Annotated in this window: 23 protein-coding genes; 9 read left to right on the top strand and 14 right to left on the bottom strand. The window is 43.5% G+C overall.

Going from position 1 to position 23,135, the window contains the following annotated elements:
* The first annotated feature begins 136 nt into the window (after window positions 1-136).
* The 3 genes from BQ7997_RS09090 to BQ7997_RS09100 all read left to right on the top strand — a co-directional run bounded on the left by BQ7997_RS09090 (window position 137) and on the right by BQ7997_RS09100 (window position 3,035).
* Complete coding sequence (locus tag BQ7997_RS09090) at window positions 137-1,651, top strand: sensor histidine kinase (RefSeq protein ID WP_073346499.1); 1,515 nt, start codon at window positions 137-139, stop codon at window positions 1,649-1,651.
* A 32-nt stretch (window positions 1,652-1,683) separates the two neighbouring features.
* Window positions 1,684-2,379 carry a response regulator transcription factor gene (locus tag BQ7997_RS09095; RefSeq protein WP_073345623.1) on the top strand — a complete coding sequence of 232 codons (696 nt, stop codon included), beginning with the start codon at window positions 1,684-1,686 and terminating at the stop codon, window positions 2,377-2,379.
* Window positions 2,380-2,495: 116 nt separating this feature from the next.
* A complete protein-coding gene (locus BQ7997_RS09100; protein ID WP_022138013.1) occupies window positions 2,496-3,035 on the top strand; it encodes a hypothetical protein in 540 nt (179 codons plus the stop codon).
* Between the two features lie 48 nt (window positions 3,036-3,083).
* Here BQ7997_RS09100 and BQ7997_RS09105 read toward each other — a convergent pair whose 3' ends face one another.
* Window positions 3,084-4,106, bottom strand: coding sequence for an SDR family oxidoreductase (locus tag BQ7997_RS09105; RefSeq protein WP_073345625.1), 1,023 nt, complete (start codon window positions 4,104-4,106; stop codon window positions 3,084-3,086).
* Between the two features lie 192 nt (window positions 4,107-4,298).
* Here BQ7997_RS09105 and BQ7997_RS09110 point away from each other — a divergent pair, with 192 nt between their 5' ends.
* The 6 genes from BQ7997_RS09110 to BQ7997_RS09140 all read left to right on the top strand — a co-directional run bounded on the left by BQ7997_RS09110 (window position 4,299) and on the right by BQ7997_RS09140 (window position 10,237).
* Window positions 4,299-5,201, top strand: a complete 903-nt coding sequence (locus tag BQ7997_RS09110) for a helix-turn-helix domain-containing protein (protein WP_022138011.1) — start codon at window positions 4,299-4,301, stop codon at window positions 5,199-5,201.
* A 43-nt stretch (window positions 5,202-5,244) separates the two neighbouring features.
* A complete protein-coding gene (locus tag BQ7997_RS09115) occupies window positions 5,245-6,144 on the top strand; it encodes a helix-turn-helix domain-containing protein (RefSeq protein WP_073345628.1) in 900 nt (299 codons plus the stop codon).
* Window positions 6,145-6,465: 321 nt separating this feature from the next.
* Entirely contained in the window at window positions 6,466-7,740 is a 1,275-nt protein-coding gene (locus tag BQ7997_RS09120; RefSeq protein ID WP_073345630.1) for a clostripain-related cysteine peptidase, read from the top strand.
* Window positions 7,741-8,021: 281 nt separating this feature from the next.
* Window positions 8,022-8,939, top strand: a complete 918-nt coding sequence (locus BQ7997_RS09125; protein WP_073345633.1) for an SDR family oxidoreductase — start codon at window positions 8,022-8,024, stop codon at window positions 8,937-8,939.
* 402 nt (window positions 8,940-9,341) lie between these two features.
* Window positions 9,342-9,620 carry a LysO family transporter gene (locus tag BQ7997_RS09135; protein ID WP_022138007.1) on the top strand — a complete coding sequence of 93 codons (279 nt, stop codon included), beginning with the start codon at window positions 9,342-9,344 and terminating at the stop codon, window positions 9,618-9,620.
* Window positions 9,617-10,237, top strand: a complete 621-nt coding sequence (locus tag BQ7997_RS09140; protein ID WP_022138006.1) for a LysO family transporter — start codon at window positions 9,617-9,619, stop codon at window positions 10,235-10,237. Before BQ7997_RS09135 ends, BQ7997_RS09140 begins: the two co-directional genes overlap by 4 nt.
* On the opposite strand, the gene BQ7997_RS09145 is transcribed toward BQ7997_RS09140, so the two are convergent.
* The 13 genes from BQ7997_RS09145 to BQ7997_RS09205 form a co-directional block, all read right to left on the bottom strand.
* On the bottom strand, window positions 10,234-12,786 hold the full coding sequence (locus BQ7997_RS09145; protein ID WP_073345637.1) for a helix-turn-helix domain-containing protein: 2,553 nt from the start codon (window positions 12,784-12,786) through the stop codon (window positions 10,234-10,236). The two genes, BQ7997_RS09140 and BQ7997_RS09145, sit on opposite strands and share 4 nt — an antisense overlap.
* 70 nt (window positions 12,787-12,856) lie before the next feature.
* Window positions 12,857-13,753, bottom strand: a complete 897-nt coding sequence (locus BQ7997_RS09150; protein ID WP_044655054.1) for a F0F1 ATP synthase subunit gamma — start codon at window positions 13,751-13,753, stop codon at window positions 12,857-12,859.
* Window positions 13,754-13,838: 85 nt separating this feature from the next.
* The gene (atpA, locus tag BQ7997_RS09155; RefSeq protein ID WP_073345639.1) at window positions 13,839-15,422 is read right to left on the bottom strand and encodes a F0F1 ATP synthase subunit alpha; all 1,584 of its coding nucleotides are present in this window, start codon (window positions 15,420-15,422) and stop codon (window positions 13,839-13,841) included.
* Window positions 15,422-15,982, bottom strand: a complete 561-nt coding sequence (locus BQ7997_RS09160) for a F0F1 ATP synthase subunit delta (RefSeq protein WP_044656831.1) — start codon at window positions 15,980-15,982, stop codon at window positions 15,422-15,424. Before BQ7997_RS09160 ends, atpA begins: the two co-directional genes overlap by 1 nt.
* 5 nt (window positions 15,983-15,987) lie before the next feature.
* The gene (atpF, locus tag BQ7997_RS09165) at window positions 15,988-16,491 is read right to left on the bottom strand and encodes a F0F1 ATP synthase subunit B (RefSeq protein WP_073345641.1); all 504 of its coding nucleotides are present in this window, start codon (window positions 16,489-16,491) and stop codon (window positions 15,988-15,990) included.
* Between the two features lie 4 nt (window positions 16,492-16,495).
* Complete coding sequence (gene atpE, locus BQ7997_RS09170) at window positions 16,496-16,753, bottom strand: ATP synthase F0 subunit C (protein ID WP_024988623.1); 258 nt, start codon at window positions 16,751-16,753, stop codon at window positions 16,496-16,498.
* A gap of 68 nt (window positions 16,754-16,821) precedes the next feature.
* The gene (gene atpB / locus BQ7997_RS09175; RefSeq protein WP_073345643.1) at window positions 16,822-17,961 is read right to left on the bottom strand and encodes a F0F1 ATP synthase subunit A; all 1,140 of its coding nucleotides are present in this window, start codon (window positions 17,959-17,961) and stop codon (window positions 16,822-16,824) included.
* Window positions 17,945-18,379 carry a hypothetical protein gene (locus BQ7997_RS09180; RefSeq protein WP_073345646.1) on the bottom strand — a complete coding sequence of 145 codons (435 nt, stop codon included), beginning with the start codon at window positions 18,377-18,379 and terminating at the stop codon, window positions 17,945-17,947. Before BQ7997_RS09180 ends, atpB begins: the two co-directional genes overlap by 17 nt.
* Before the next feature lie 49 nt (window positions 18,380-18,428).
* Window positions 18,429-18,674, bottom strand: coding sequence for an ATP synthase F1 subunit epsilon (gene atpC / locus BQ7997_RS09185; protein ID WP_022137275.1), 246 nt, complete (start codon window positions 18,672-18,674; stop codon window positions 18,429-18,431).
* A 12-nt stretch (window positions 18,675-18,686) separates the two neighbouring features.
* Entirely contained in the window at window positions 18,687-20,204 is a 1,518-nt protein-coding gene (atpD, locus tag BQ7997_RS09190) for a F0F1 ATP synthase subunit beta (RefSeq protein WP_022137276.1), read from the bottom strand.
* A gap of 574 nt (window positions 20,205-20,778) precedes the next feature.
* A complete protein-coding gene (locus tag BQ7997_RS09195) occupies window positions 20,779-21,189 on the bottom strand; it encodes a type II toxin-antitoxin system VapC family toxin (protein ID WP_073345648.1) in 411 nt (136 codons plus the stop codon).
* Window position 21,190: 1 nt separating this feature from the next.
* The gene (locus BQ7997_RS09200; RefSeq protein WP_073346501.1) at window positions 21,191-21,442 is read right to left on the bottom strand and encodes a hypothetical protein; all 252 of its coding nucleotides are present in this window, start codon (window positions 21,440-21,442) and stop codon (window positions 21,191-21,193) included.
* 409 nt (window positions 21,443-21,851) lie between these two features.
* Window positions 21,852-23,129, bottom strand: a complete 1,278-nt coding sequence (locus BQ7997_RS09205; RefSeq protein WP_073345657.1) for an OmpA family protein — start codon at window positions 23,127-23,129, stop codon at window positions 21,852-21,854.
* Window positions 23,130-23,135 lie beyond the last annotated feature (6 nt).

The following is a 23,135-nucleotide window of genomic DNA, read 5'->3' on the forward strand; positions in this document are numbered from 1 at the left end:
AGTATTCTTACTCGTTACCTACTTTTTTTTCAGTGTTTATAGGTATCTGTGCAACAGACTGTTAATTTCACATTTCTGTGTTATTTAGTCTTATCAAAGAGAAGGGATATAATTGTTTCCTCTTATCTTTGCGGGTATGAAATTACCATTGAAACATATCGTTATTCTAGTCATTTGCTCGTTAGCGGGTATCTTTGTCTATCAGGCTTATTGGTTGACAGGGCTTTACCGGACTATGAAGCAGGATATGGAAAATACCATTAGGGATGCCATGCGTACGAGTGACTTCAACGAGATAGTGCTCCGGGTGAATGAACTTCAGAAGGATAATGTGGAGCATGGCTCGGTGACGGTGTCTGCCGGATATGGCGCGGACGGTAATTCATTAGTGACAAGTCAGACGATTTCTTATACGGACAGTACTTATAAGGATACGCTACATTCACGGACGGAGACAATAGCTGACACTGTAAGGACGGATACGGGAAGTGACGAAGCACGGGCAGTTGCGTCCAGTGAAAGCGGACTGGACGTTTTATTGAAGAAGCAGGATTCTTTGAAGGAACTGCTGCTTAGTATTCAGCAAGGTATCCATGCGGGAGTAGATACGTATATCGACATTAACCTGCAACGATATGACAGTCTGCTGAACAATGTGCTGAAGGAACATGAACTTGAAATTCCGCATCATACTTTATTGATTCATACCGGAAGGAATGCGGATTCCACCGTTATGTATATTGATACTGTCGGTATGGCGGGAGACAGCAGTTACATCCCTACTCCACGGGCGATTCGCTACGATTACGACTTTAACATGAGTCGCAGCCAGCGTTACCAGCTTGTCTTTGAACCTGTCGATTCACTGGTATGGAAACATATGACGGGAATTCTGGCTACTTCTTTCATTATTCTACTTATTTTAGGATTCTCCTTTTGGTTTCTTATCCGGACGCTACTCCGGCAAAAGACATTGGAAGAAATAAAAAGTGATTTTACCAATAATATCACGCATGAACTGAAAACGCCGATTGCGGTGGCTTACGCGGCGAATGATGCGTTACTCAATTTTAATCAGGCGGAAGAAAAGACGAAACGGGATCAATATCTGCGTATCTGCCAGGAACAGTTGCAACGTTTGAGTAGTTTGGTAGAACAGATTTTATCTATGAGTATGGAACGCCGCAAGACTTTCCGCCTGCATCCCGAAGAGGTCAATCTGAAAGAGTTGATCGTTTCATTGGTGGAACAGCACCAACTGAAGGCGGACAAGCCGGCGCAGATAACTTTGGAGATTGAACCGGAGACACTGACTATCGTAGTAGACCGGACACATTTCAGTAATATTATCAGTAACCTGATAGACAATGCCGTGAAGTATTCGAAAGAGAGAGCCGATATTACCATTCGTTGCCGGCAGACGGAGCAGACGGTTACAATCAGTATCGCCGACCGGGGAATCGGGATTCCTTTGGATAAACAGAAGCATATATTCGATAAGTTTTACCGGGTTCCGACAGGCAATCTTCACAATGTGAAAGGGTATGGACTGGGACTTTTCTATGTGAAAAGCATGGTGGAGAAACACGGCGGAACGATTACCGTAAAAAGCGAACCGGGAAAAGGAAGTATATTTACCATCACTCTATAAAATACACTTGAACTCTATAAAACACTTGGGTCATGAGCAAAAACGAAATAACAGTACTGCTGGTAGAAGACGAGCTGACTCTCGCCATGATTATCAAAGATACGCTTGAAGATAGTGGATTCATTATCCATACAGCCGCCGATGGAGAGAAAGGGCTGCGCCTTTTCTTCGAACTCCGGCCGGATGTATTGGTGGCAGATGTTATGATGCCCAAAATGGATGGTTTCGAAATGGTGCGTAGGATTCGTCAGACGGACAAGCAGACCCCTGTCCTGTTCCTGACTGCCCGTTCGGGCATCAATGATGTGGTGGAAGGCTTTGAGCTCGGTGCCAATGATTATCTGAAGAAGCCTTTCAGCATGCAGGAGTTGATTATCCGTATCAAGGCGCTTATGGGGAAAGCATTCCTTTTCTCTGAAAATAAAACTTCCAACCGTTTCGAGATTGGGAGTTATCTGTTCGATCCCACAGCACAGACATTGCTGCATGCCGGAGTGAAACAGGAACTCTCTCATCGTGAATCGGAGATTTTGAAACGGTTGTGTGAGAATCGTAACCAGGTAGTTAACACGCAGGATGTATTGCTCGAACTTTGGGGAGATGACAGCTTCTTCAATTCCCGGAGCCTGCATGTGTTTATCACGAAATTACGTCATAAGCTCTCGTCGGACGAACAGATTCGTATCGTAAATGTACGGGGAATCGGATATAAATTGATTGCTACTTAAACTGGCATATAAATAATGTCAGCATGTTTTAAGGAGTTTTTCTCTAAGAAAATATAACGAAGGTGGGTAGTCAGGCTGAAAATTTCTATCTTTGTCGTAAATCAACCTTTACGAAGATGAAAAAACTGATTCTATTTCTTTCGCTGGCATTATCAGTCGGTTTTGCATCCGCACAGTCGGAAATTCCTTCCGATAGTATTCGTCGTGCCCCGTCAGCCAATGTAAAAGAGTTCGGCGGTTTCTTACTGGATATGGGATTGATGAATGTCACTGCTCCCCAACTGCCTAAGTTTGATTTGAGTATGCCCGATTTGAGTAAAGACTACAATCAGATATTCCGTTTCAATACGGATGCTACCTATACGCAGGGATTTACGGATGCTTTTTCTTCCTCTTCTTTTTCCGGTTTCGGATATGGATATGGTTGGGGATTGTCTTCTTCTCCGCAATTTATGCAGATGGGCTCTTTCAAGCTGAAAAATGGAATGAGAATCAATACGTATGGAGATTATGATAAAGACGGTTGGAGAATACCCAACCGGAGCGCTATGCCTTGGGAAAAAAATAATTTCCGGGGTGCATTCGAGCTAAAATCCGCCAATGGTAATTTCGGCATACGGATTGAAGTGCAGCAGGGGCGCAATGTCCCCTACTAAAACCCAAAAGGAATCGACAATCCTAAGGGAATCGGTTACTGGAAAAAATTAACGGGAGTCCCTTAGAAAAGCTTCGTCCGCAGCCCTCATCGAACCGGCTATACGGTCACACCATGAATCAAATTCCGGATCGGGTGTTTGAGATTCAGGATGGGTAAGCATATAGTGTACAGATTGTCTCAGACCGTCCGCCATGGAAATATGGCAAATAAAATCAGGCACGAGACGTTTTATCTTCGAATTATCAAAGACAACGGTAGCTGCTTTGTCTCCCAGCAGTTCACCTCTGAAATCATAATTTTCTCCATGACTGGCAAGAAAATCGGAAGGAACGTGTAATGCGTTCAAAGGTTTTCCTAAAGCATCGGCAATCGTTTGGTAAATCTGATTCCAGGTCATGCTTTCATCGGTAGTGATATGAAAGGCATTCCCTATGGCATGGGGATTTGACATCAGTCCTACATATCCTTCGGCAAAGTCCTTGGAGTGTGTCAATGTCCACAGAGATGTCCCGTCACCGGGGATAATCACAGGTTTTCCGTCGAGAATACGTTTTAAAATCTGCCAGTTGCCTTTGTTTCCATGTACGCTGACAGGCGGTTTTGTGCCATTATAGGTGTGGCTGGGACGGACAATGGTTACCGGGAATCTATCCGACCGATAAGCTGCCATCAGTACTTCTTCCGCTTCTATCTTATTTCGCGAATATTGCCAATAGGGATTTGACAAAGGGGTGCTCTCTGTTATGCGGTAATCAGCCAATGGTTTCTGATAGGCGGAAGCACTGCTGATAAAGATATATTGCCTGGTCTTATTATGGAACAGACGAATGTCACGCTTCACATCTTCTGCCGTGTAGGCTATGAACTGGGCAACTACGTCGTAGCTTTCATTTGCGATGGCTTTTGCCACAGCGTCTTCATCGTTTATATCTGCAAGGATGCCGCGGATTCCTTCCGGCATCTTTTTCGAACCGCGGTTGAGAAGGGTAATCTCCCACCCTCTTTGTTGTGCCAATGCAACGACATCGGTACTGATTGTACCTGTTCCACCAATGAATAATGCTTTCATAAAAATAGGTCTTTAAATTCTGTGGAACAAATATATCAATTCTATGGTTCATTTCCGCCAATCGTTGGTATTAATTTGCTGTAGTATACAAATTACAGATTCTTGTACCCTTATTACTGATTTGAATATCAGAATGAGAAAGATATATCGAAATGTTTTATCTTTGTGGCAGAAGATAAATAACAAGGCACTATGGATGAAATAACTAAAATTGAGACTATTGACCAGTACGACCAACTGTTTGGTCTGGAAACGTTGCACCCGTTAGTTAATGTGGTTGAATTCGCAAAGTCCACAAGGACGGTCGAATACATCCGCATGAATATCGGGTTCTATTGTTTATTTCTAAAGGAAGCGAACTGCGGTGACCTCAGATATGGACGCAAGTATTACGATTATCAGGAAGGGACAGTGGTCTGCATGGCTCCCGGACAGGTCACCGGAGTGGACAAACGAAATACGACAACTCCACGGACAAATTCTATCGGCATTTTATTCCATCCTGATTTAATCCGGGGAACGTCATTGGGGCAGACGATTAAAAACTATACTTTTTTCTCTTATGAAGTGAACGAAGCACTTCATCTTTCCGACCAGGAAAAAGAAATCGTAACCGACTGTATCCATAAGATAAAACTGGAACTGGAGCATCCTATCGACAAGCATAGCAAGCAGCTTATCGTCCGTAACATCGAGTTATTGCTTGATTACTGTATGCGTTTCTACGAACGTCAGTTCATCACACGTAATCAGGAGAATAAAGATATAATCGTGAAATTCGAGCAACTGCTGGATGAATATTTCCTGAATCAGCATGCGCTGACAGAAGGGCTGCCTTCTGTGAAATACTTTGCCGACAAAGCTTGTCTCTCTCCGAATTATTTCGGCGACCTGATTAAAAAGGAGACAGGAAAAACTGCGCAAGAATATATCCAGTGCCGGATTATAGAGCTTGCCAAGGAACGGATACTGGAAGGAAACCAGACCGTCAGCCAGATAGCTTATGAATTGGGATTCCAGTATCCGCAGCACTTCAGCCGGTTGTTTAAAAAGCACGTCGGATGCACACCAAACGAATATAAACAAAATAACTAAAACATCGTTTTTAAGGTATCAGATATAGGAGATAGTTTACGTCATGGGAGATAAAATACTCAAAATAGGAACCGTACATCAATGTAACTGTTGTTTGGGAAGTAAGACACTGCACCCGATGGTGAGTGTCATCGACCTCTCAAAGGCTGACTTGTCGCCACATACTGATATCAAGTTCGGATTTTATACAATTCTGTTGAGTGAGTGCAAGTGCGAAGCATATACATACGGTCATCGGTATTATGATTTTTCGGATGGTACTCTTGTCTGCCTTGCTCCCGGAGAGTCAATCAGTATAGAAGCAAATAATAAAAGACTTCCTTCCAAAGGATGGATATTGGCATTCCATCCCGATCTTATTTGCGGTACTCCCCTCGGGATGAATATAAAAGACTATACTCTTTTCTCTTATCACCTCAAGGAAGCACTGCACGTCTCCTTACGCGAGAAACAGGTAATTCTGGAATTTATGGATAAGATAAATCAGGAGTTGGAACGTTGCATCGACCGTCACAGCAAGAAGATTATCTCCCAATATATCGAGTTATTGCTCGATTATTGTGTACGCTTCTACGAACGCCAGTTTATTACACGCAACGAAGTGAATAAACAAATTATCGAACGGTTCGATAAAATCCTCGATAATCATTTTGAAACGAAGCCTGCCCAGACTTTCGATATACTTTCGAATGAGACATATGCCGGGCTCCTTCATTTATCTTCTGAATATTTCAATGATTTATTGAAATATGAAACAGGGAAATCATTTAAAGAGTATGTCCAGTTCAAACGCTTCGAGAAAGCGAAAGAGTGGCTGACAAATACCGATAAGCCACTTAGTCAGATAACACAGGAGCTTGGGTTTCAGAATCCGCAATATTTCAGCAGGCTATTCAAGAAGATTACCGGGTGTTCACCGAATGATTTTAGGATGCCTAATTAAAAAAAGTGTTTAATAAGAATAGAATTGGAAGTTCAAATTCTTAATCTATGTTATGAAACATACTTTTTTTCTTGGATTATTTGCAGATATCACAAAAGTACGTACCTTTGCAATGTGTTTTTCATAGTATTAGATTTAAGGTTAACAAAGGTTGGAGCAAGGCGTTGCTCCTTTTTTTATGCCCAATAGTGAGAAATCCGCTAATTTTCAGTAACTTTGCATAAAGAGAGATGCATCAAATCTAATTTCTCCCGATAAGATAAATCAAAAAGTTCTTTTTTTACGTTATATATAAAAAGAAAAAATTAACCCCATAGAATCATGGAGACAACGCACAAATATTTCCGACTGATACAATCAGTTTTCTTCATACTACTTCTTTCCTTCAGCATGAGTTCGTGCGAGAAAGAAGAACCTGTTTCCACCCCTCCGAGTACAAGACAAACAGACCCTCCGGTCGACGACTTGACGGATTTTGAACTTAGTGACCCGATTATACGTCCGGATAATGAACAAACTGTATTCATGTATCTTCCCTGGTCTACTAACCTTACAAGTAACTTCAAACAGAATATCACCGATCTGAGAAAAGTAGTAGGCAGAAATGTGTTAAAGAATGAACGGATTATCGTGTTCATGTGTACCACACCGACAGAAGCAGCTCTTTTCGAACTTATCTATGAAGACGGAGAAGACGTACGAAAGACTTATAAAAATAATTATGAGTTTTCAAATCTTGAATATACAACAACAGATGGTATTGCCGCTATTCTGAATGATGTTAAAACCTATGCTCCTGCCAAACGATATGCAATGATTATCGGATGTCACGGACTGGGATGGATTCCCGTATCCAATACTCAATCCCGCAGTAGATTCAGTGCAACCAAGAGACATTGGGAATATGAAAATGTACCTATGACACGTTTATTCGGCGGACTGTCTCCCGAATATCAGACGGATATAACTACGCTTGCCGAAGGAATAACCCGTGTCGGCCTGAAAATGGAATATATACTTTTTGATGATTGCTATATGTCGGGCGTAGAGGTAGCTTATGACCTCAAGGACGTAACGGAGCATTTAATTGCTTCTACCAGTGAGGTGATGGCATATGGAATGCCTTATACAGAGATTGGAGAATATCTGATAGGAGAAGTCAATTACGAGAAGATTTGTGACGGGTTCTATTCTTTTTATTCAAATTATACAGCAATGCCGTGCGGTACGCTTGCTGTTACCAATTGCTCGGAATTGGAAAATCTGGCAACCATAATGAAAGACATTAATAGCCAATATACATTTGACCCGACATTAATCGGTTCTTTGCAAAGACTGGATGGCTATTCACCTGCTATATTCTTCGATTGTGAAGACTATGTTTCTAAGTTGTGTCCTGACCAGGGATTATTAGCCCAATTTAAAGAACAGTTGGATAGGACTGTTCCATTCAAAAGAAATACAGATTATTACTACACAATGACTAGAGGAAAAATAAAAATAGATACTTTTTCGGGGATTACTATTTCCGACCCGAGCACCAGTACGGAAGCTGCTAAAAAGAAAGAGACAGCCTGGTATATGGCTACACATTGAAGAGACAGGAAGCTATTTAAAGAGAGACAGGGAACTGTCAGAATAAATGCCATCACTCTGACGGCTTCCGGCAAAATCTCTTAATAAAAATTGAATCGAGAAAACAAATTCTTAATCAATGTTATAAAACATACTTTTTATCTTGGATTATTTGCAGATGTCGCAAAAGTACGTACCTTTGTAATGTGTTTTTCATAGTATTAGATTTAAGGTTAACAAAGGTTGGAGCAAGGCGTTGCTCCTTTTTTTATGTCCATACTCAAACTGCTTAAAAAGAAACAATGAAAAGAATACTGATTATCGGCGCTAACGGATTTACCGGACGCCAACTATTGAATGATTTGTTGGCTCATAAACAATATAACGTCACCGGATGCTCCCTGCACCCGGATATTCTTCCAACTCCGGACAAGGCCGGAAGCTATCATTTCATTGAAACTGATATACGGGACGCGGCGGCTGTGAAAGACCTTTTCAAAAGAGTTCATCCCGATGTAGTCGTCAACTGTTCTGCCCTGTCCGTCCCCGATTATTGCGAGACGCACCACGAAGAAGCTTATCTTACCAATGTTACGGCAGTAGAGCAACTGGCACATCTCTGTGAGGGATACAAAAGCCGTTTCATCCATCTATCCACCGATTTCGTCTTTGACGGAAAGATGGATGAGCATATCGGACAATTATATACGGAAGAAGACGTTCCCGCTCCCGTTAATTATTATGGATTTACCAAATGGAAAGGCGAAGAAAAGGTTGCCGGGATTTGTAGCAATTACGCAATAGCTCGGGTGGAAATTGTTTATGGCAAAGCATTGGCAGATCAGCATGGAAATATCGTCCAATTAGTGATGAACCGTTTGAAAGCCGGACAAGAGATTCGCGTTGTATCCAATCAATGGCGAACCCCGACTTATGTCGGAGACGTATCGAACGGAATACAACTCCTGATAGAAAATACGACCAACGGAATATTTCATATTTGTGGGGATGAATGTATGACCATCACCGAGATTGCTTACCAGGTAGCAGACTATCTGAATCTCGACCGTTCGCTTATCCATCCTGCCACTACGGAAGAGATGAAAGAAGCCACTCCCCGTCCCCGTTTCAGCGGTATGAGTATTGAAAAAGCTAAAACGATGCTTGGATACGAACCACGAAAACTAAAAAAGATCCTTTCAGATTGGGAAATTCTATAAGGGAAAGGACACATTACCAACTTATTACAACAGTATTTTCCGGCTTCAACCTTTCAATAATCTATCTTTATTGCATATTTATTTTGAAAATATGCAGTAAAGCCTTATCTTTGCACCAAAATAAAAAAAGACCAGTGATGAATCAAATATTACAATTACATAACGCTTCTCCGACTCTTGCAGGGATACCTTCCTTCTGCAATTCAAGTTGCGTGCATGTGCATTGGTTCAGCGGATTCATCTAAATTCACCCATCCTTTTTTAAAGGAACTGCCTATCGACTTATTTTGTTACTCATAAGCAGTATTCCTACTTGATTTTCAATAAGATGCATCATCTTTTTTGAAAATGTGCAGTGTGTAATCCAATCATTCGTTTAACCTAACCAAAAATATATACAATATGTTCTCTATTATATCTACTATGTTCTTAGGAATCGGCATCGGTTATGTATTGCGTAACTGGAGTATTTTGCAAAAGACAGAAAAGACAATTTCTCTTACAATATTCTTGTTGCTCTTTATTCTCGGTGTGTCTATCGGCTCTAATAGCCTGATTGTGAACAATCTCGGAAAGTTCGGATGGCAAGCTGTCATTCTTGCTTCATCCGGTGTATTGGGAAGCCTGATTGCTGCCCGCTTGGTACTACAACTATTTTTCAAGAAAGGAGGTAAACAATGAAAGGAAGTCTGATTGTTATATTATTCTTTTGCGTAGGCTGTGTCATGGGACTTTTCAATAAGTTCGAATTCGATACACATACCGTTTCTATGTATATACTCTACGCATTAATGCTGCAAGTGGGAATCAGTATCGGTTCTAACAAGAATCTGAAAGCTATTGTTTCACATCTGCATCCCAAAATGTTATTGATTCCTTTGGGGACAATTATCGGCACACTGTTATTCTCGGCCCTGGCAAGCCTGTTACTGCGTCAATGGAGTGTATTCGACTGTATGGCAGTGGGAAGCGGATTTGCATATTACTCGCTTTCTTCTATCCTCATCACCCAATTCAAGGAACCATCTATCGGCCTTCAACTGGCTACGGAACTGGGAACTATCGCCCTGCTGACCAATATCTTCCGTGAAATGATGGCTCTACTGGGCACTCCGGTTATCAAGAAATATTTTGGGAAGCTAGCCCCTATCTCAGTAGCCGGAGTCAATTCAATGGATGTATTGTTACCGTCTATCAGCAGATATTCAGGAAAGGAAATGATTCCCATTGCCATCCTGCACGGTATCCTGATTGATATCAGCGTTCCGGTTTTCGTCTCTTTTTTCTGTAATCTCTAAGACGGATGGACTAATCCGGAAGCAACGAGGACAAACTTAATATCAGCATAGGAGACATCGTCTCCTAATGCTGCTTTAATAGCAAACATCCCCATATATTCATGTTCTTCCAAATACTTCCGTATCTTCGCCAGATTTTCAGCTTTCACCACCTGTTCCACCTTAATCTTACCCGAACGAACATACTGTTCCAAATGTCCTGCAATCGTCCCAGTCACCAAATCACGCGCTTTAGCAATTTCCTCTATGCTCATCCCTTGACAGAACATTTCATAGCTAACAATTTTTGTATCTTTCTTCAGCTCTTTTTTCTCTTCCTTTTTCTTATCTTTCTTATGCTCCTTCGCTGAAATAAATATCTCCTTGACTTCCGGCCGTTCCACTTGATTTTCTTTCATATACTTACGAACAATCCCCAGAATTTCAAGCCCATATTTCTCCACTCCTTTCGCCCCGAAATACGGTATGGCTTCCAAAGCCGCCGGAGTGTCCGGCAACAGATTGACAATTCCCATCAATGCTTTCTGCTGCATAATGACATAAGCAGGCACATTGGCTTCACGCGTCTTTTCTGTTCTCCATTCCGCCAAAGCACGATAAAGCTCCGGATGCAGAATATCCGTAGGAACATCTACTTTCACTTTCCCGGAACGACTGCTTGCCGCACGTTCTTTCCGTTCTCTTTTCTCTCCCGGAACTCTGGAAGACGAGGCAGAAGTTGAAGAATCTTCTTCGAGACTTAACATAACTTTCGCTTTCTGCTTCAGATAATCCGAAACGGTGAAAGTTGACGTACATACGGTGTCCAATAAAGATTCTTTAATGCACAACGCATCATCCAGTGTTTGCAGACGTTCATTCAATTGTTTCCTTAATTCCCTATTGTCAAGAGGCATATTGGTCTTATCGAACAAGGCACGAACCGGTTCCAACTCTTTACGAAAATATCCGGCACCGGAACGGATACGTTCCTGCAACTCCTGATTTCCGGCATAATCTTCACTTTCATTTATCAACCGGGTATATTGGTTGCGAAAACGACGGGCAACTTCCACAATCCTTTCCTTCATGTGGGGTTCCAAAGCCTTGTATTCGGCAAGCTGCTTCGGAAAGAGCCTGTAAAGGTCTTCATCCATCATGCGGAGCAGCCGCTTATAAGCCTGCTCAATAGAATAGAAGTTAAACAAATCACTTAACAAGTCAAAGAAATAGGCCTTCTGCATATCATTCAACTGTTTGTTTCCCGGCTTATTCCGCTCCACTGCTTTTGTGAAGTTATCGACCACACTGTCGCTAATGATAGCCTCCCGGCGCAAAGGAGATTCCAGCACCATTCCGTCCAAAGTCTTGCATCGGCTCAAAGCTACATACGTCTGTCCATGTGCAAAGGAATTACGCGCATCAATAATGGCACGTTCAAACGTCAATCCCTGACTTTTATGAATCGTAATAGCCCAAGCCAGCCGAATAGGATACTGTCGAAATACTCCCGCTATTTCTTCTGTAATTTCTTTCGTCTCCTCGTTCAATACGTATTTATAATTCCCCCATTCTTCCTGCAACAGTTGAAACTCATGTTCGCTATCCTTTCCACGTACAAACATACCCGTTTCGTTGACAGTCACCACTTCTCCAATCATACCGTTATAATACCGTTTTTCCGAAGAAACATCATTCTTGAGGAACATGATTTGCGCCCCCTCCTTAATAGTGAGAACTTCATCCGCAGGATAGGAATATTCGGGGAAATCGTCTTTCACTTCAGCACGGAAACTGTAAGCCTTCCCGGGCAAAGAAGCCAGCTCACGGTCATTGATCCGCTGTGCCTGATTATTATGTGTCGTCAGACGGATATAACCTTCTTCTTTTGGGGGCTGAAAATCTCGCTGATACCGTTTGTTCAACTCATTCAAGACTTCATCATCCGCTTTATTCTCCCGTATCTTATTCAACAGGGAAAGAAAAAAAGTATCACTCTGACGATATACCTTTTCCAGTTCAATCGTCATATAAGTAGTTTCCCTCAACGCACGGCTAGCAAAGAAATAGGGTGTTTCGTAATAATGCCGCAACATCTCCCACTCGCTGTCTTTCACAACGGGCGCCAACTGCTGCAAATCCCCAATCATCAACAACTGTACCCCGCCGAATGGTTTCTCACGGTCACGATAACGCCGCAAAGTCGCATCCACCGCATCCAGCAAATCCGCACGTACCATACTGATTTCATCAATCACAAGCAAATCCATGCTCCGAATGATGTTACGTTTCTCCTTATTAATACGGTAGTGTATCTGTGCCGAGTTAAGAGTGGTATCCGGCACGAACGGCGCAAAAGACAACTGAAAGAAAGAATGGATTGTTACTCCGCCCGCATTGATAGCCGCAATACCCGTAGGCGCCAAAACAACCATGCGTTTAGGACTTTGTTCTCTTAACCGTCTTAAAAATGTAGTTTTTCCAGTTCCGGCTTTACCGGTAAGAAATAGATGTGTGCCTGTATTTTCTATGAACTGCCAAGCAAGTTGCAGTTCAGGGTTATTTTCCATGTGCTTCAAATTTTCAACAAAGGTAGCTAATATTCTTTTTCTTTCGTCTTGATACGAAAGAAAAAGAACATCATTTCATGGAACCGCCTACGATATCCAGCAACTCATTGGTAATCGCCTGCTGCCGACTCTTGTTATACTGCTTCGTCAAATCTTGAATCAGCTCGTTTGCATTGTCCGTAGCTACCTGCATAGCTAACGTACGCGCGGCATGTTCCGAAGTATTTGAGTCAACGGCAGCAGTAAACAGTTTTTGGCTCAATACCGTTGGAATCAGGTTGGCTATCAGTTCTTCGGCGTTGGGTTCGATGATATAATCGTTTGCTATTTCATGATCTTCCACTTCCTCCTTGTTCTTTTGTTCCTCCTCATCTATGATATGCGTCAAGTCGATGGGGAGATACGTTTCACGGAGAAGAATCTGCAAGCCCATAGATTTGAAGTGGTGATAGATGATCTCTACGCGATCCACTTCACCGGACACATACATTTGCATCAGGAGGTGAGCCAGATCGGCGGCTTCCTGATAAGTCGGTTTGTCGGAGAGCGTGGGAGAAGTTTCCTGTGGTTGGAACCCCATGCGCTTCACGGCTTCATCCACTTTCTTGCCTACCGGGAAAATCAAGATGTTGTCCTGTCCCAGGGTACGGTATTCGCCAACCGTTTGCAATAACATTTTGATGACGTTGGCGTTGAAAGCACCACACAGAGAGGTGTTCGAGGAAAAAGCGACAATGGCAACACGCTTCACTTCGCGTTCCTTCACATAAGGAGACTCGACAGGAAGGTCAGCGCTTAGGAAATTAGTCAGAATCTTGTTCAACTTCCTCTGATAAGGCAGCATATTTTCAATGGCTCCTTGTGCCTTGTGTAATTTGGCAGAAGCCACCATCTTCATTGCTGAAGTGATTTTTCGGGTACTTTTTACCGAATTTATTCTGGTTTTTACTTCTTTCAGTGAAGCCATAACTTTCTAATTTAAGAATTAAAGATGAGAAATGAAGAACCTGCTATGCAGTATAAACAAATGATTTCTTCATTTCTACACATTTCTATAAGTACTGTTTCGCAACCATGGCGGCAGTCTCTTCGATGGCGTTCGTTACACTATCGTCGATAACACCGGTTTTCAATACATCCAAGACATCCTCCTGATGATTCAGTTGCAGAGATTCGATGAAGCTGCGTTCAAAGTCCTGCACCTTATCCAATGGGACGTTACGGAGAAGTCCGTGCGTACCACAGTAGAGAATAGCAATCTGCTGCTCTACGGGCATCGGGCTGTACTGAGGTTGAATCAACAGTTGGGCATTCTTGCGTCCCTTGTCGATGGTCAGGGCGGTAATCGGGTCCATATCACTGCTGAACTTGGAGAAAGCTTCCAGTTCGCGATATTGCGCCTGGTCCATCTTCAGTGTTCCGGCAACCTTCTTCATCGCCTTGATCTGCGCGTTACCACCTACACGGGAAACGGAGATACCGACGTTGATGGCCGGACGTACACCCTGGTTGAACAAGTCGGTTTCGAGGAATATCTGTCCGTCGGTGATAGAAATCACGTTCGTGGGGATATAGGCCGAGACGTCACCTGCCTGCGTTTCGATGATAGGCAGTGCGGTGAGAGAACCACCACCTTTGACAATATCTTTCAAGCTGTCCGGCAAGTCGTTCATTTCGCGCGCCACTTCTTCCTGGCTGATAATCTTTGCCGCACGCTCCAACAGACGGGAGTGCAGGTAGAAAATATCACCCGGATATGCTTCACGTCCCGACGGACGACGAAGAATCAAAGAAACCTCACGATAAGCTACCGCTTGTTTGGAAAGGTCATCATAGACAACCAATGCATGACGACCGGTATCACGGAAATACTCACCGATGGCGGCACCCGCAAACGGTGCATAATACTGCAATGCAGCCGGGTCACCGGCTGTGGCGGCAACTACAATCGTGTATTCCAGTGCGCCGTACTCGCGAAGCGTATTCACAATAGAAGCAACGGTAGAACCCTTCTGACCGATAGCCACATAGATACAATATACAGGGTCACCCGCCAGAAAGTTATTACGCTGGTTGATAATCGTGTCAATCGCGATAGAGGTCTTTCCTGTCTGACGGTCACCGATAATCAACTCACGCTGTCCGCGACCGATAGGAATCATGGCATCCACAGCTTTCAGTCCGGTCTGCAACGGTTGGTTTACCGGCTGACGGAAGATAACTCCCGGAGCTTTCCGTTCCAACGGCATATCATACAGGTCGCCACCGACGAGCCCTTTACCGTCGAGCGGTTCACCCAACGGGTCGATGACACGTCCCAACATCCCCTCTCCCACACGGATAGAGGCGATACGCTTGGTACGTTTCACGATAAATCCCTCTTTGATTCTGTCCGTCGGCCCCAGTAGCACAGCACCCACGTTGTCCTCTTCAAGGTTCATCACGATTGCTTTGATACCATTGTCAAACTCAAGCAGTTCATTCGCTTCGGCATTCCGCAGTCCATAGATACGGACAACACCGTCGCTCACCTGGAGCACCGTACCGATTTCGTCAAGTTGCACATTGGCATTGATTCCTTCGAGCTGCTTGTGCAATATATCCGATACTTCGCTTACTCTTATATTTTCAGACATTATACAATTCTCCTATTCTTATCAATAAATTGTTGTTTCACTCGCTTCAACTGCGTGGCAACGCTCGCGTCCAGCCGGTAGTCGTTGATATCGAAGATAAATCCACCGTCGATAGACGGATCCACCACCGTTTCCAGTTCCACTTGGGCGTGCAGGATATGCGTGGCAGCAGAGCGAATCCGGTCTTCCGTCTCCTTATCGACGGGCACGGCCGTAATCAGCCTGCCGGTGCCGATATGTTTCAGTTTCCGGTAAAGATCCATATACATCAGGCTGATAAATTGCAGATAGCCCTCACGCCTGTTTCTCAATACCAAAGTGATGAAACGGACAAACTCCCTCGTTGACTTACCGTCACCATCGGCAGCGGTACAGACCAGCGCCAATTTCTCTTTCGTCGTGACGACAGGATTTTCAAGCGTTTCACGCAACCCGGGCTGGGCACGGAAGCAATAGGCCAGAGTCATAAATTCCTGGTATATCCTGTCCTCCAAACCTTTTTCCTGCGCGTATTCAATCATCGCTTTTGCATAACGCATCGAGAGTATTCCGACTTCCATCTTCCTTAGTTCTTATTCGGGGTTAATAATTCATCCAGCATCCGGTCAATCATGCCCATCTGCGCATCCTTGTCCTCAAGACTCTTGCGGAGCACCTTCTCGGCGATGTCGACCGAAAGAACAGCCACCTGGCGACGTATATCGCGGATAGCTTCGTCCTTTTCAATCTGGATTTGTTGTTTCACCGCATCCAGTTCCTTTTGTGCGGCTATCTCGGCTTGCTTGCGAGCCTCGTGAACAATCTTGTCACGTTCTTCCATCGCTTCCTTCAAGATGCGTCCCTGTTCCTTGTTGGCAGCAGCCACCAACGCGTCGCCTTCCGCTTTCAGCTTGGACAACTGCGCATTGGCTTCCCTCGCCACCTCCAAGGACTGGTCGATATAGGTCTTACGGCCTTCCACCATCTTGATGATGACGGGGAAGCCGTATTTTGCCAATATCACGAACACAATCCCGAATGAGAGGAACATCCAGAACAACAGGCCACTATCAGGTAATAGTAATGACATAGGCTTAGAGGAAGAATACCAACAGACAAACTACTACCGCCAACAATGCCACACCTTCAATCAAGGCGGCGGCGATAATCATATTCATACGGATATCACCTGACGCTTCCGGCTGACGTGCAATAGCTTCCATAGCCGAACCACCAATTTTACCAATACCCAAACCAGCTCCGATTACTGCAAGACCTGCACCGATAGCTGCACCTAATTTACTTACTCCTACTGCTGCCGCAGTGGCTTGTAACAATACTGATAGGATCATAATTTTCAGTTTTAAAATGGTTTATATTTTTTATTTACTCTCTTTTTATTCTCTATTTATTCATCTATTTATTTCTCTTCTGCCTTGACCTTTGCTCCTTCCTGTGCCAGTCCGATAAACACTGCCGACAACATGGTAAATACATAAGCCTGGATGAAAGCAACCAACAGTTCAAGCGCATTCATAAAGATGTTGAACAATACGGAAGCCACCGTCAGCGTGCCATTCAGCGCAGGCCCCATGCTTGCCGAGATGAATATCAGACAAGTGAGCACCAACATCGCCATATGTCCCGCCAGCATATTGGCGAAAAGACGGATCATCAAGGCAAACGGTTTCGTAAAGATTCCGAAGAACTCGATGAACGGCATCATCGGTACCGGCACTTTCAACCACCAGGGCACATCCGGCCAAAAGATGTCTTTCCAATAATGCTTCGTTCCGAAGATATTCACTGCCAGGAACGTACATATCGCAAGTACCATGGTAATGGCGATATTTCCCGTCACATTCGCACCTCCGGGGAAGAGCGGAATCAATCCCATCATATTATTGATAAAGATAAAAAAGAACGCTGTCAGCAGATACGGGGCAAACTTCCGGTAGTTCGGGCCGACACAACTCTTAATGATGTCGTCGTTCACCATCATGATGAACATCTCCATAAATCCGATAAATCCACCCGGCGCTTTGGCTCCTTGGGGACGTTTCCTGTACCAGTGCGCCACACTCAACACGATAACCAGCAGCAATACGCTGTTGAACAGCAGGGCGAATGTCACTTTCGTAATAGAAATATCCCAAGGGCGAACCTGCTCACCTGCCGCATTATATTCCACCAATTTGCCTTCGTACTTACTTCCTGCGGGAGCGATGGAGAGTCCTTCATACGTACCGCCATTCTCTTCGAGACGGGAAGAAAGGAACACGTGCCAACCTGTACTACCACTATAAACGATGATGGGTAATGGTATAATAATCTGCGTCTTACCCCATGTCGTAATGTGCCATTCATATGAGTCGCCGATATGCCCGAACACGATTTCCTTCACGTCCACCGTGTTCTCCTCTTCTTCTTTCGGAGTAATCCCGTCCTGCGTTTGAGAAGTCGCGTCCCCCGCCTGTTCCTGTGCAAGAACCGGCAGGCTGACCACCAACATCAGGCAGGACAGAACCAAAGGAGCTACTATGTTATGCAACTGTTTCATTTTTCTTCTTATTTTTCTTCTTCAGTTTCCGGTTCACTTCAAAGGAGAAGAAGAACCAGGTTTCGAATATCAGATATATCAAATAGAACGAGATAAACGTGAGCAGAAACGCTTTGGCTTCTTCGCGTACGGCAAGGCAATAAATCAAGACCAGGATAATAGAAAGAATCATCTTTGCCATCTTTATCGCCAGGTACAACAGTAACATTCTTTGCGGAGCGTGCAGTCGGCACGCATCGAACATATAGATACTAAACAAACCGAATAAATAGAAATAAACCGGAATGAACGGATACCCGCCGAAATAATGCCCGGGCAGAGCAAAGTGCAAAATGACCGCCCCAAGTGCCGCGCTTAAGATTGCAAATAAAGTATGCAAACCGATAAAGTTCCGTTTCGTTTTACTAATGTTCACCATAATGTCACTGTGTTTTTCTTCTGTACTTATTCAATCTCGTCTTTTTCCGTCAGGAAATACAGGCAGAAACCGTCCCGTCACTCATTTCGACAAAACCACCCTGAATATCCATTGTATGCTCCTCTCCTTCCAACGTCGTGTAACTCAGCGTACCCGCTTTCAATGACGAGACGATGGGCGCATGCCCCGGAAGAATGGAAAACGACCCGATGGTGCCCGGCAATGTGACAATCTTCACATCTCCGTCGAATATGCTCTTCTCGGGCGATACTATACTCAAATGCAGTTCTTTCATCACTCTATGTTTTTATTTCTTTGCCTGTTCCATCAGTTTCTTACCTTTCTCTATCGCTTCCTCGATGGTTCCGACATTCAGGAAAGCCTGTTCGGGAAGATAATCCACTTCACCGTCCAAAATCATCCTGAATCCCTTAATCGTATCTTCGATAGTCACCATCACGCCCGGCACACCCGTAAACTGTTCGGCTACGGCAAACGGTTGTGAAAGGAAACGCTGCACACGGCGGGCGCGGTTCACTACCATCTTGTCCTCTTCCGAAAGTTCCTCCATACCGAGGATGGAGATAATATCCTGCAATTCCTTGTTGCGTTGCAGAATCTGTTTCACCCGTTGCGCTACGTCATAATGTTCCTGGCCGACGATGTGCGGGTCAAGGATACGGGAAGTAGAAGCCAACGGGTCTACAGCCGGATAGATACCCAGCTCCGTAATCTTACGGTCGAGCACGGTAGTCGCGTCCAAGTGGCTGAAAGTCGTTGCGGGAGCCGGGTCTGTCAAGTCGTCAGCCGGCACATACACAGCCTGTACAGAGGTGATGGAACCTTTGCGGGTAGACGTGATACGTTCCTGCATCGCACCCATTTCCGTAGCCAGTGTCGGTTGGTAACCAACGGCGGAAGGCATACGTCCCAAAAGGGCGGACACTTCCGAACCGGCCTGCGTGAAACGGAAAATATTATCAATGAAGAACAGGATATCGCGTTTCTCGCCTTCGCTTCCGGCATCACGGAAAGATTCCGCTACCGTCAGTCCGGACAATGCTACGGAAGCACGCGCTCCCGGCGGTTCGTTCATCTGACCGAATATCAGCGATACCTGCGATTTCTCCAATTCGTTATAATCTACTTTCGAAAGATCCCAATGACCTTTCTCCATCCCTTCCTTGAATGCTTCGCCGTAGCGGATAACGCCCGATTCAATCATTTCGCGCAGCAAGTCGTTACCTTCACGGGTACGCTCACCTACTCCAGCGAATACGGAGAATCCGTTATGCTTCTTGGCGATATTATTGATAAGTTCCTGAATCAATACAGTCTTCCCCACACCGGCACCACCGAACAAACCGATTTTACCACCTTTGGCATACGGTTCGAGCAGGTCGATAACCTTGATACCTGTGAAGAGCACTTCCTGCACAGTTGTCAAATCTTCAAATTTAGGGGGATCACGATGGATGGAATAAGCGCCTTTGCGGTCGAGGTCTTTCATACCGTCGATAGAATCACCGACTACGTTCATCAACCGGCCTTTAATCTGTTCGCCGATCGGCATGGTAATCGGGCCTCCGGTGGGATACACCTTCATGCCTCGTTGCAGTCCGTCGGTACTGTCCATTGCTACGGTACGCACCGTATTCTCACCGATATGTTGCTGAACTTCCACAACCAGTATTTTGCCGTTTGGCCTTTTTATCTCCAGTGCATCGTGGATACTTGGCAGCACCAGTTCTGCATCCGTACCTTCAAAGTACACATCGACCACAGGGCCGATAACCTGCGAGATATGTCCGATAATCTGTGACATAAGCAATCTTTTTATTTATATTATTCTTTCTCTATTCCTATTGAATCTTAATAGTATGACAAGGAACGAATATTTCGCGCTTTATCTGTTTTACTATTATAATAAACAGCTAAGTTCAGCTTTTGTTCATCTATTTTCTATTTCTAATAAACTATCATCAAAAGAAATAGTTAAATAAACAACGGTACAAATGTAGAAACAAATACGTGAGATTGTTCTTCCTTTGTCATTATTTGTCGTTCGATAACACTTATTAGCCCAAGAAATACTACAAAAATGACAAAATCGGAATCTTTCAGTTACAATTATAAAGTAATACGTATTATCTGATGATAAAATAATAATAAACTCCATATATTCGCAGAGTTTTATATCTGCTTATTTAAAATCAGTGTATTAACCGGGAGATAAAATAGTAGCAATGACAACTAGTTTTGTGGTCGAGCACAAAACTATATCCTATTCCCTTCTTTGTTTAATAAAGATTAAAGACGTCTTAATGAAAACACAAAATCCTGCACGAAAAAATTTCGTACAGGATTCCGATTCATATAATTCTTCTTACTAAACAGCTTTATAGATTCTCCATCAACCAGTTCTCAATATGAATACCTTCAATGCGCTCTAAATGTTTCACATTTTCCGTGACCATTATACAATTAGAGATAAGGGCTGTACAGCCAATAAAGAGATCTAAATCATCAATCAAAACTCCATTTTTTCTTAATCTTGCTTTTTGTTTGGCGTATTCGGCCAATGCAATGCCAACAGGTATAATCTTCATATCCGAGCAAAAAGAGTTAACAGCTTTTATATTATCCTCAACCGCATTACTACATTCAGCACCATATAACAGTTCCGCGACTGTCATTTCTGAAATATAACAATTCTCCCATCCCACTTTCTTTAATTGCTCACGCATTCCTTTTTTATCCCTTAGAATATAAATGCAGATATTACTATCAAGTAAATACTTTCCTACCATATCAATCGAAATTCAGGGGAGCTTTAGTATTCTGACGTTCCGCATACATATCCTCAATAATCTTAGCCGTAGTGCGGTCATCTTTCCAAACCCCAAGATGTTTATTCAGCATTTCTTCCGTCTTATCCATGCTATTCGATTTTGACGCTACCACAGATGCGGTAAGGCGCGTTGCCAAACGTAATTTCACTTCATCACTCAACGACTTCAACATTTCCCAATAGGATTCTGTTAATTTTAAAGTATCATCCATATTGACCTCCAATCTTTAATATACTACAAAGATACACTTTTCAAATTAAGAAAACACAAAATCCTGTACGAAAGTTTTCTTGAAGAAACCGAAACGCCCGGATCTTCACAGACCCGGGCGTTTGTATTTTTGAAACATCCCCTTATCCAAGGGAAATGAGGACTGACGCTTTTTACGCAACAAAGGAAGATGTTTCAAAAAATTAGGGATTGAAAAGGAATACCCCATAGATATAAGGCGATATCCCTTTTCATGATTTTGAAAGCCCGGACTTTCACAAGCCCCAACTTTCTGAGATGAGTTTCAGGTCTTTCAATATTCCCAAGAAAGCCTGAAACAGGGTTTAGTCTTTTTTACGTTGAAAAAATATCACTAAATTATTCATGTTTGACAATTAGCCAATGACTGGTCATTTTTTATTCAAGATTGCCTTGATTTCTGTACGACGGGCTTTCTCCGAAAATTGCAGTTCTTTCTCTATTTTCATATCTTTTCCCATACCATACGTATGAATCCGGGAACTGTCAATACCAACCTTTACCAGGAATTTCTTCAGAGCTTCCGCCCTCTTCTTCGTAAGTTTGGCATTAATCGCTTCCCCGCCTGTATGGTCGGCAAATCCAAGAATATCAATTTCGGATAAAGGACTACTCATCATGGCTTGGGCTATAGTAAACAACTGGATAGCATATTTATCCGTATCCAATTTCGACTTGCCACGTTCAAAATAGATAGCAGGCAAATCAGGCAAGCCTTTGCAAACTACCACTTCGGGAGATTTCTCTATGATTTTCTTTTCTATATAAATAGTATCATGGATAATCTTAGTCACCGTACGCGTCGCACGCTTCCATTCCGGCAAATATCCCGGAGCATACATGATATTATCTTTCTTCTTATTCGTGCCATTGCCAATTTTCCAGATAACACCTGCCTGGACAGTGACCATACTGCTATGTTTGCAATCGCATATGGTTTTCACTCCGTCGAGGGTATTGTTATTTACCCACATCATGCCGCCTTTTAGCTGTAAATCAATATTCCGGTTCACCCGATAGCGTACAGCCAAATCTCCACCCAAGCCGATATTCAGTTTATTACTGATTTCAGAAGCGAATTGTTTACCGTCCGATTTTGATTTCACGGTAGGCGAAAATTTCTGCAAATAGATGCCCGGAGATACAATCACTCCCCAACGACGGTCACCATCACTTCTACGGAACAAGTTAAACAGGTTTGTCTCGAAATTCAAACCGACGTTCCACATCTTGATGGAACTGTAAAGTTCACGATAGTATTTAGCGCCCTCAGGAAGATTGACATTGTAATAAGTTTCCGCATCAGGCAGTAGGATAAAGTTATCCTCATAGTTTTTAGAACCTGCTTTGTTCACTCCGTAATCTACGGACATACGCACTCCGAAAAGAGGATTAATCTGATATCCGGCTTGTATGCCAGCCATTCCGCCCCAATAGTTATTCCCCAATGACATGGAGCGGAAATTGCCGGCAAAAAAAGGGATACCGCCATTCAGTCCGATACTCCAATGCGAATACTCATCATACATTGCTTTTTTAGTAGGATAATTCGCATAAGGGTCTGAAATATGTATATCTTGGGCTGAAACAGTCATATCCGGCAAATACACCCACCATATTATTATCGCTACATAACGTAATATTTTCATTTGTAT

Source organism: Bacteroides congonensis, assembly GCF_900130125.1.
Lineage (GTDB): Bacteria > Bacteroidota > Bacteroidia > Bacteroidales > Bacteroidaceae > Bacteroides > Bacteroides congonensis.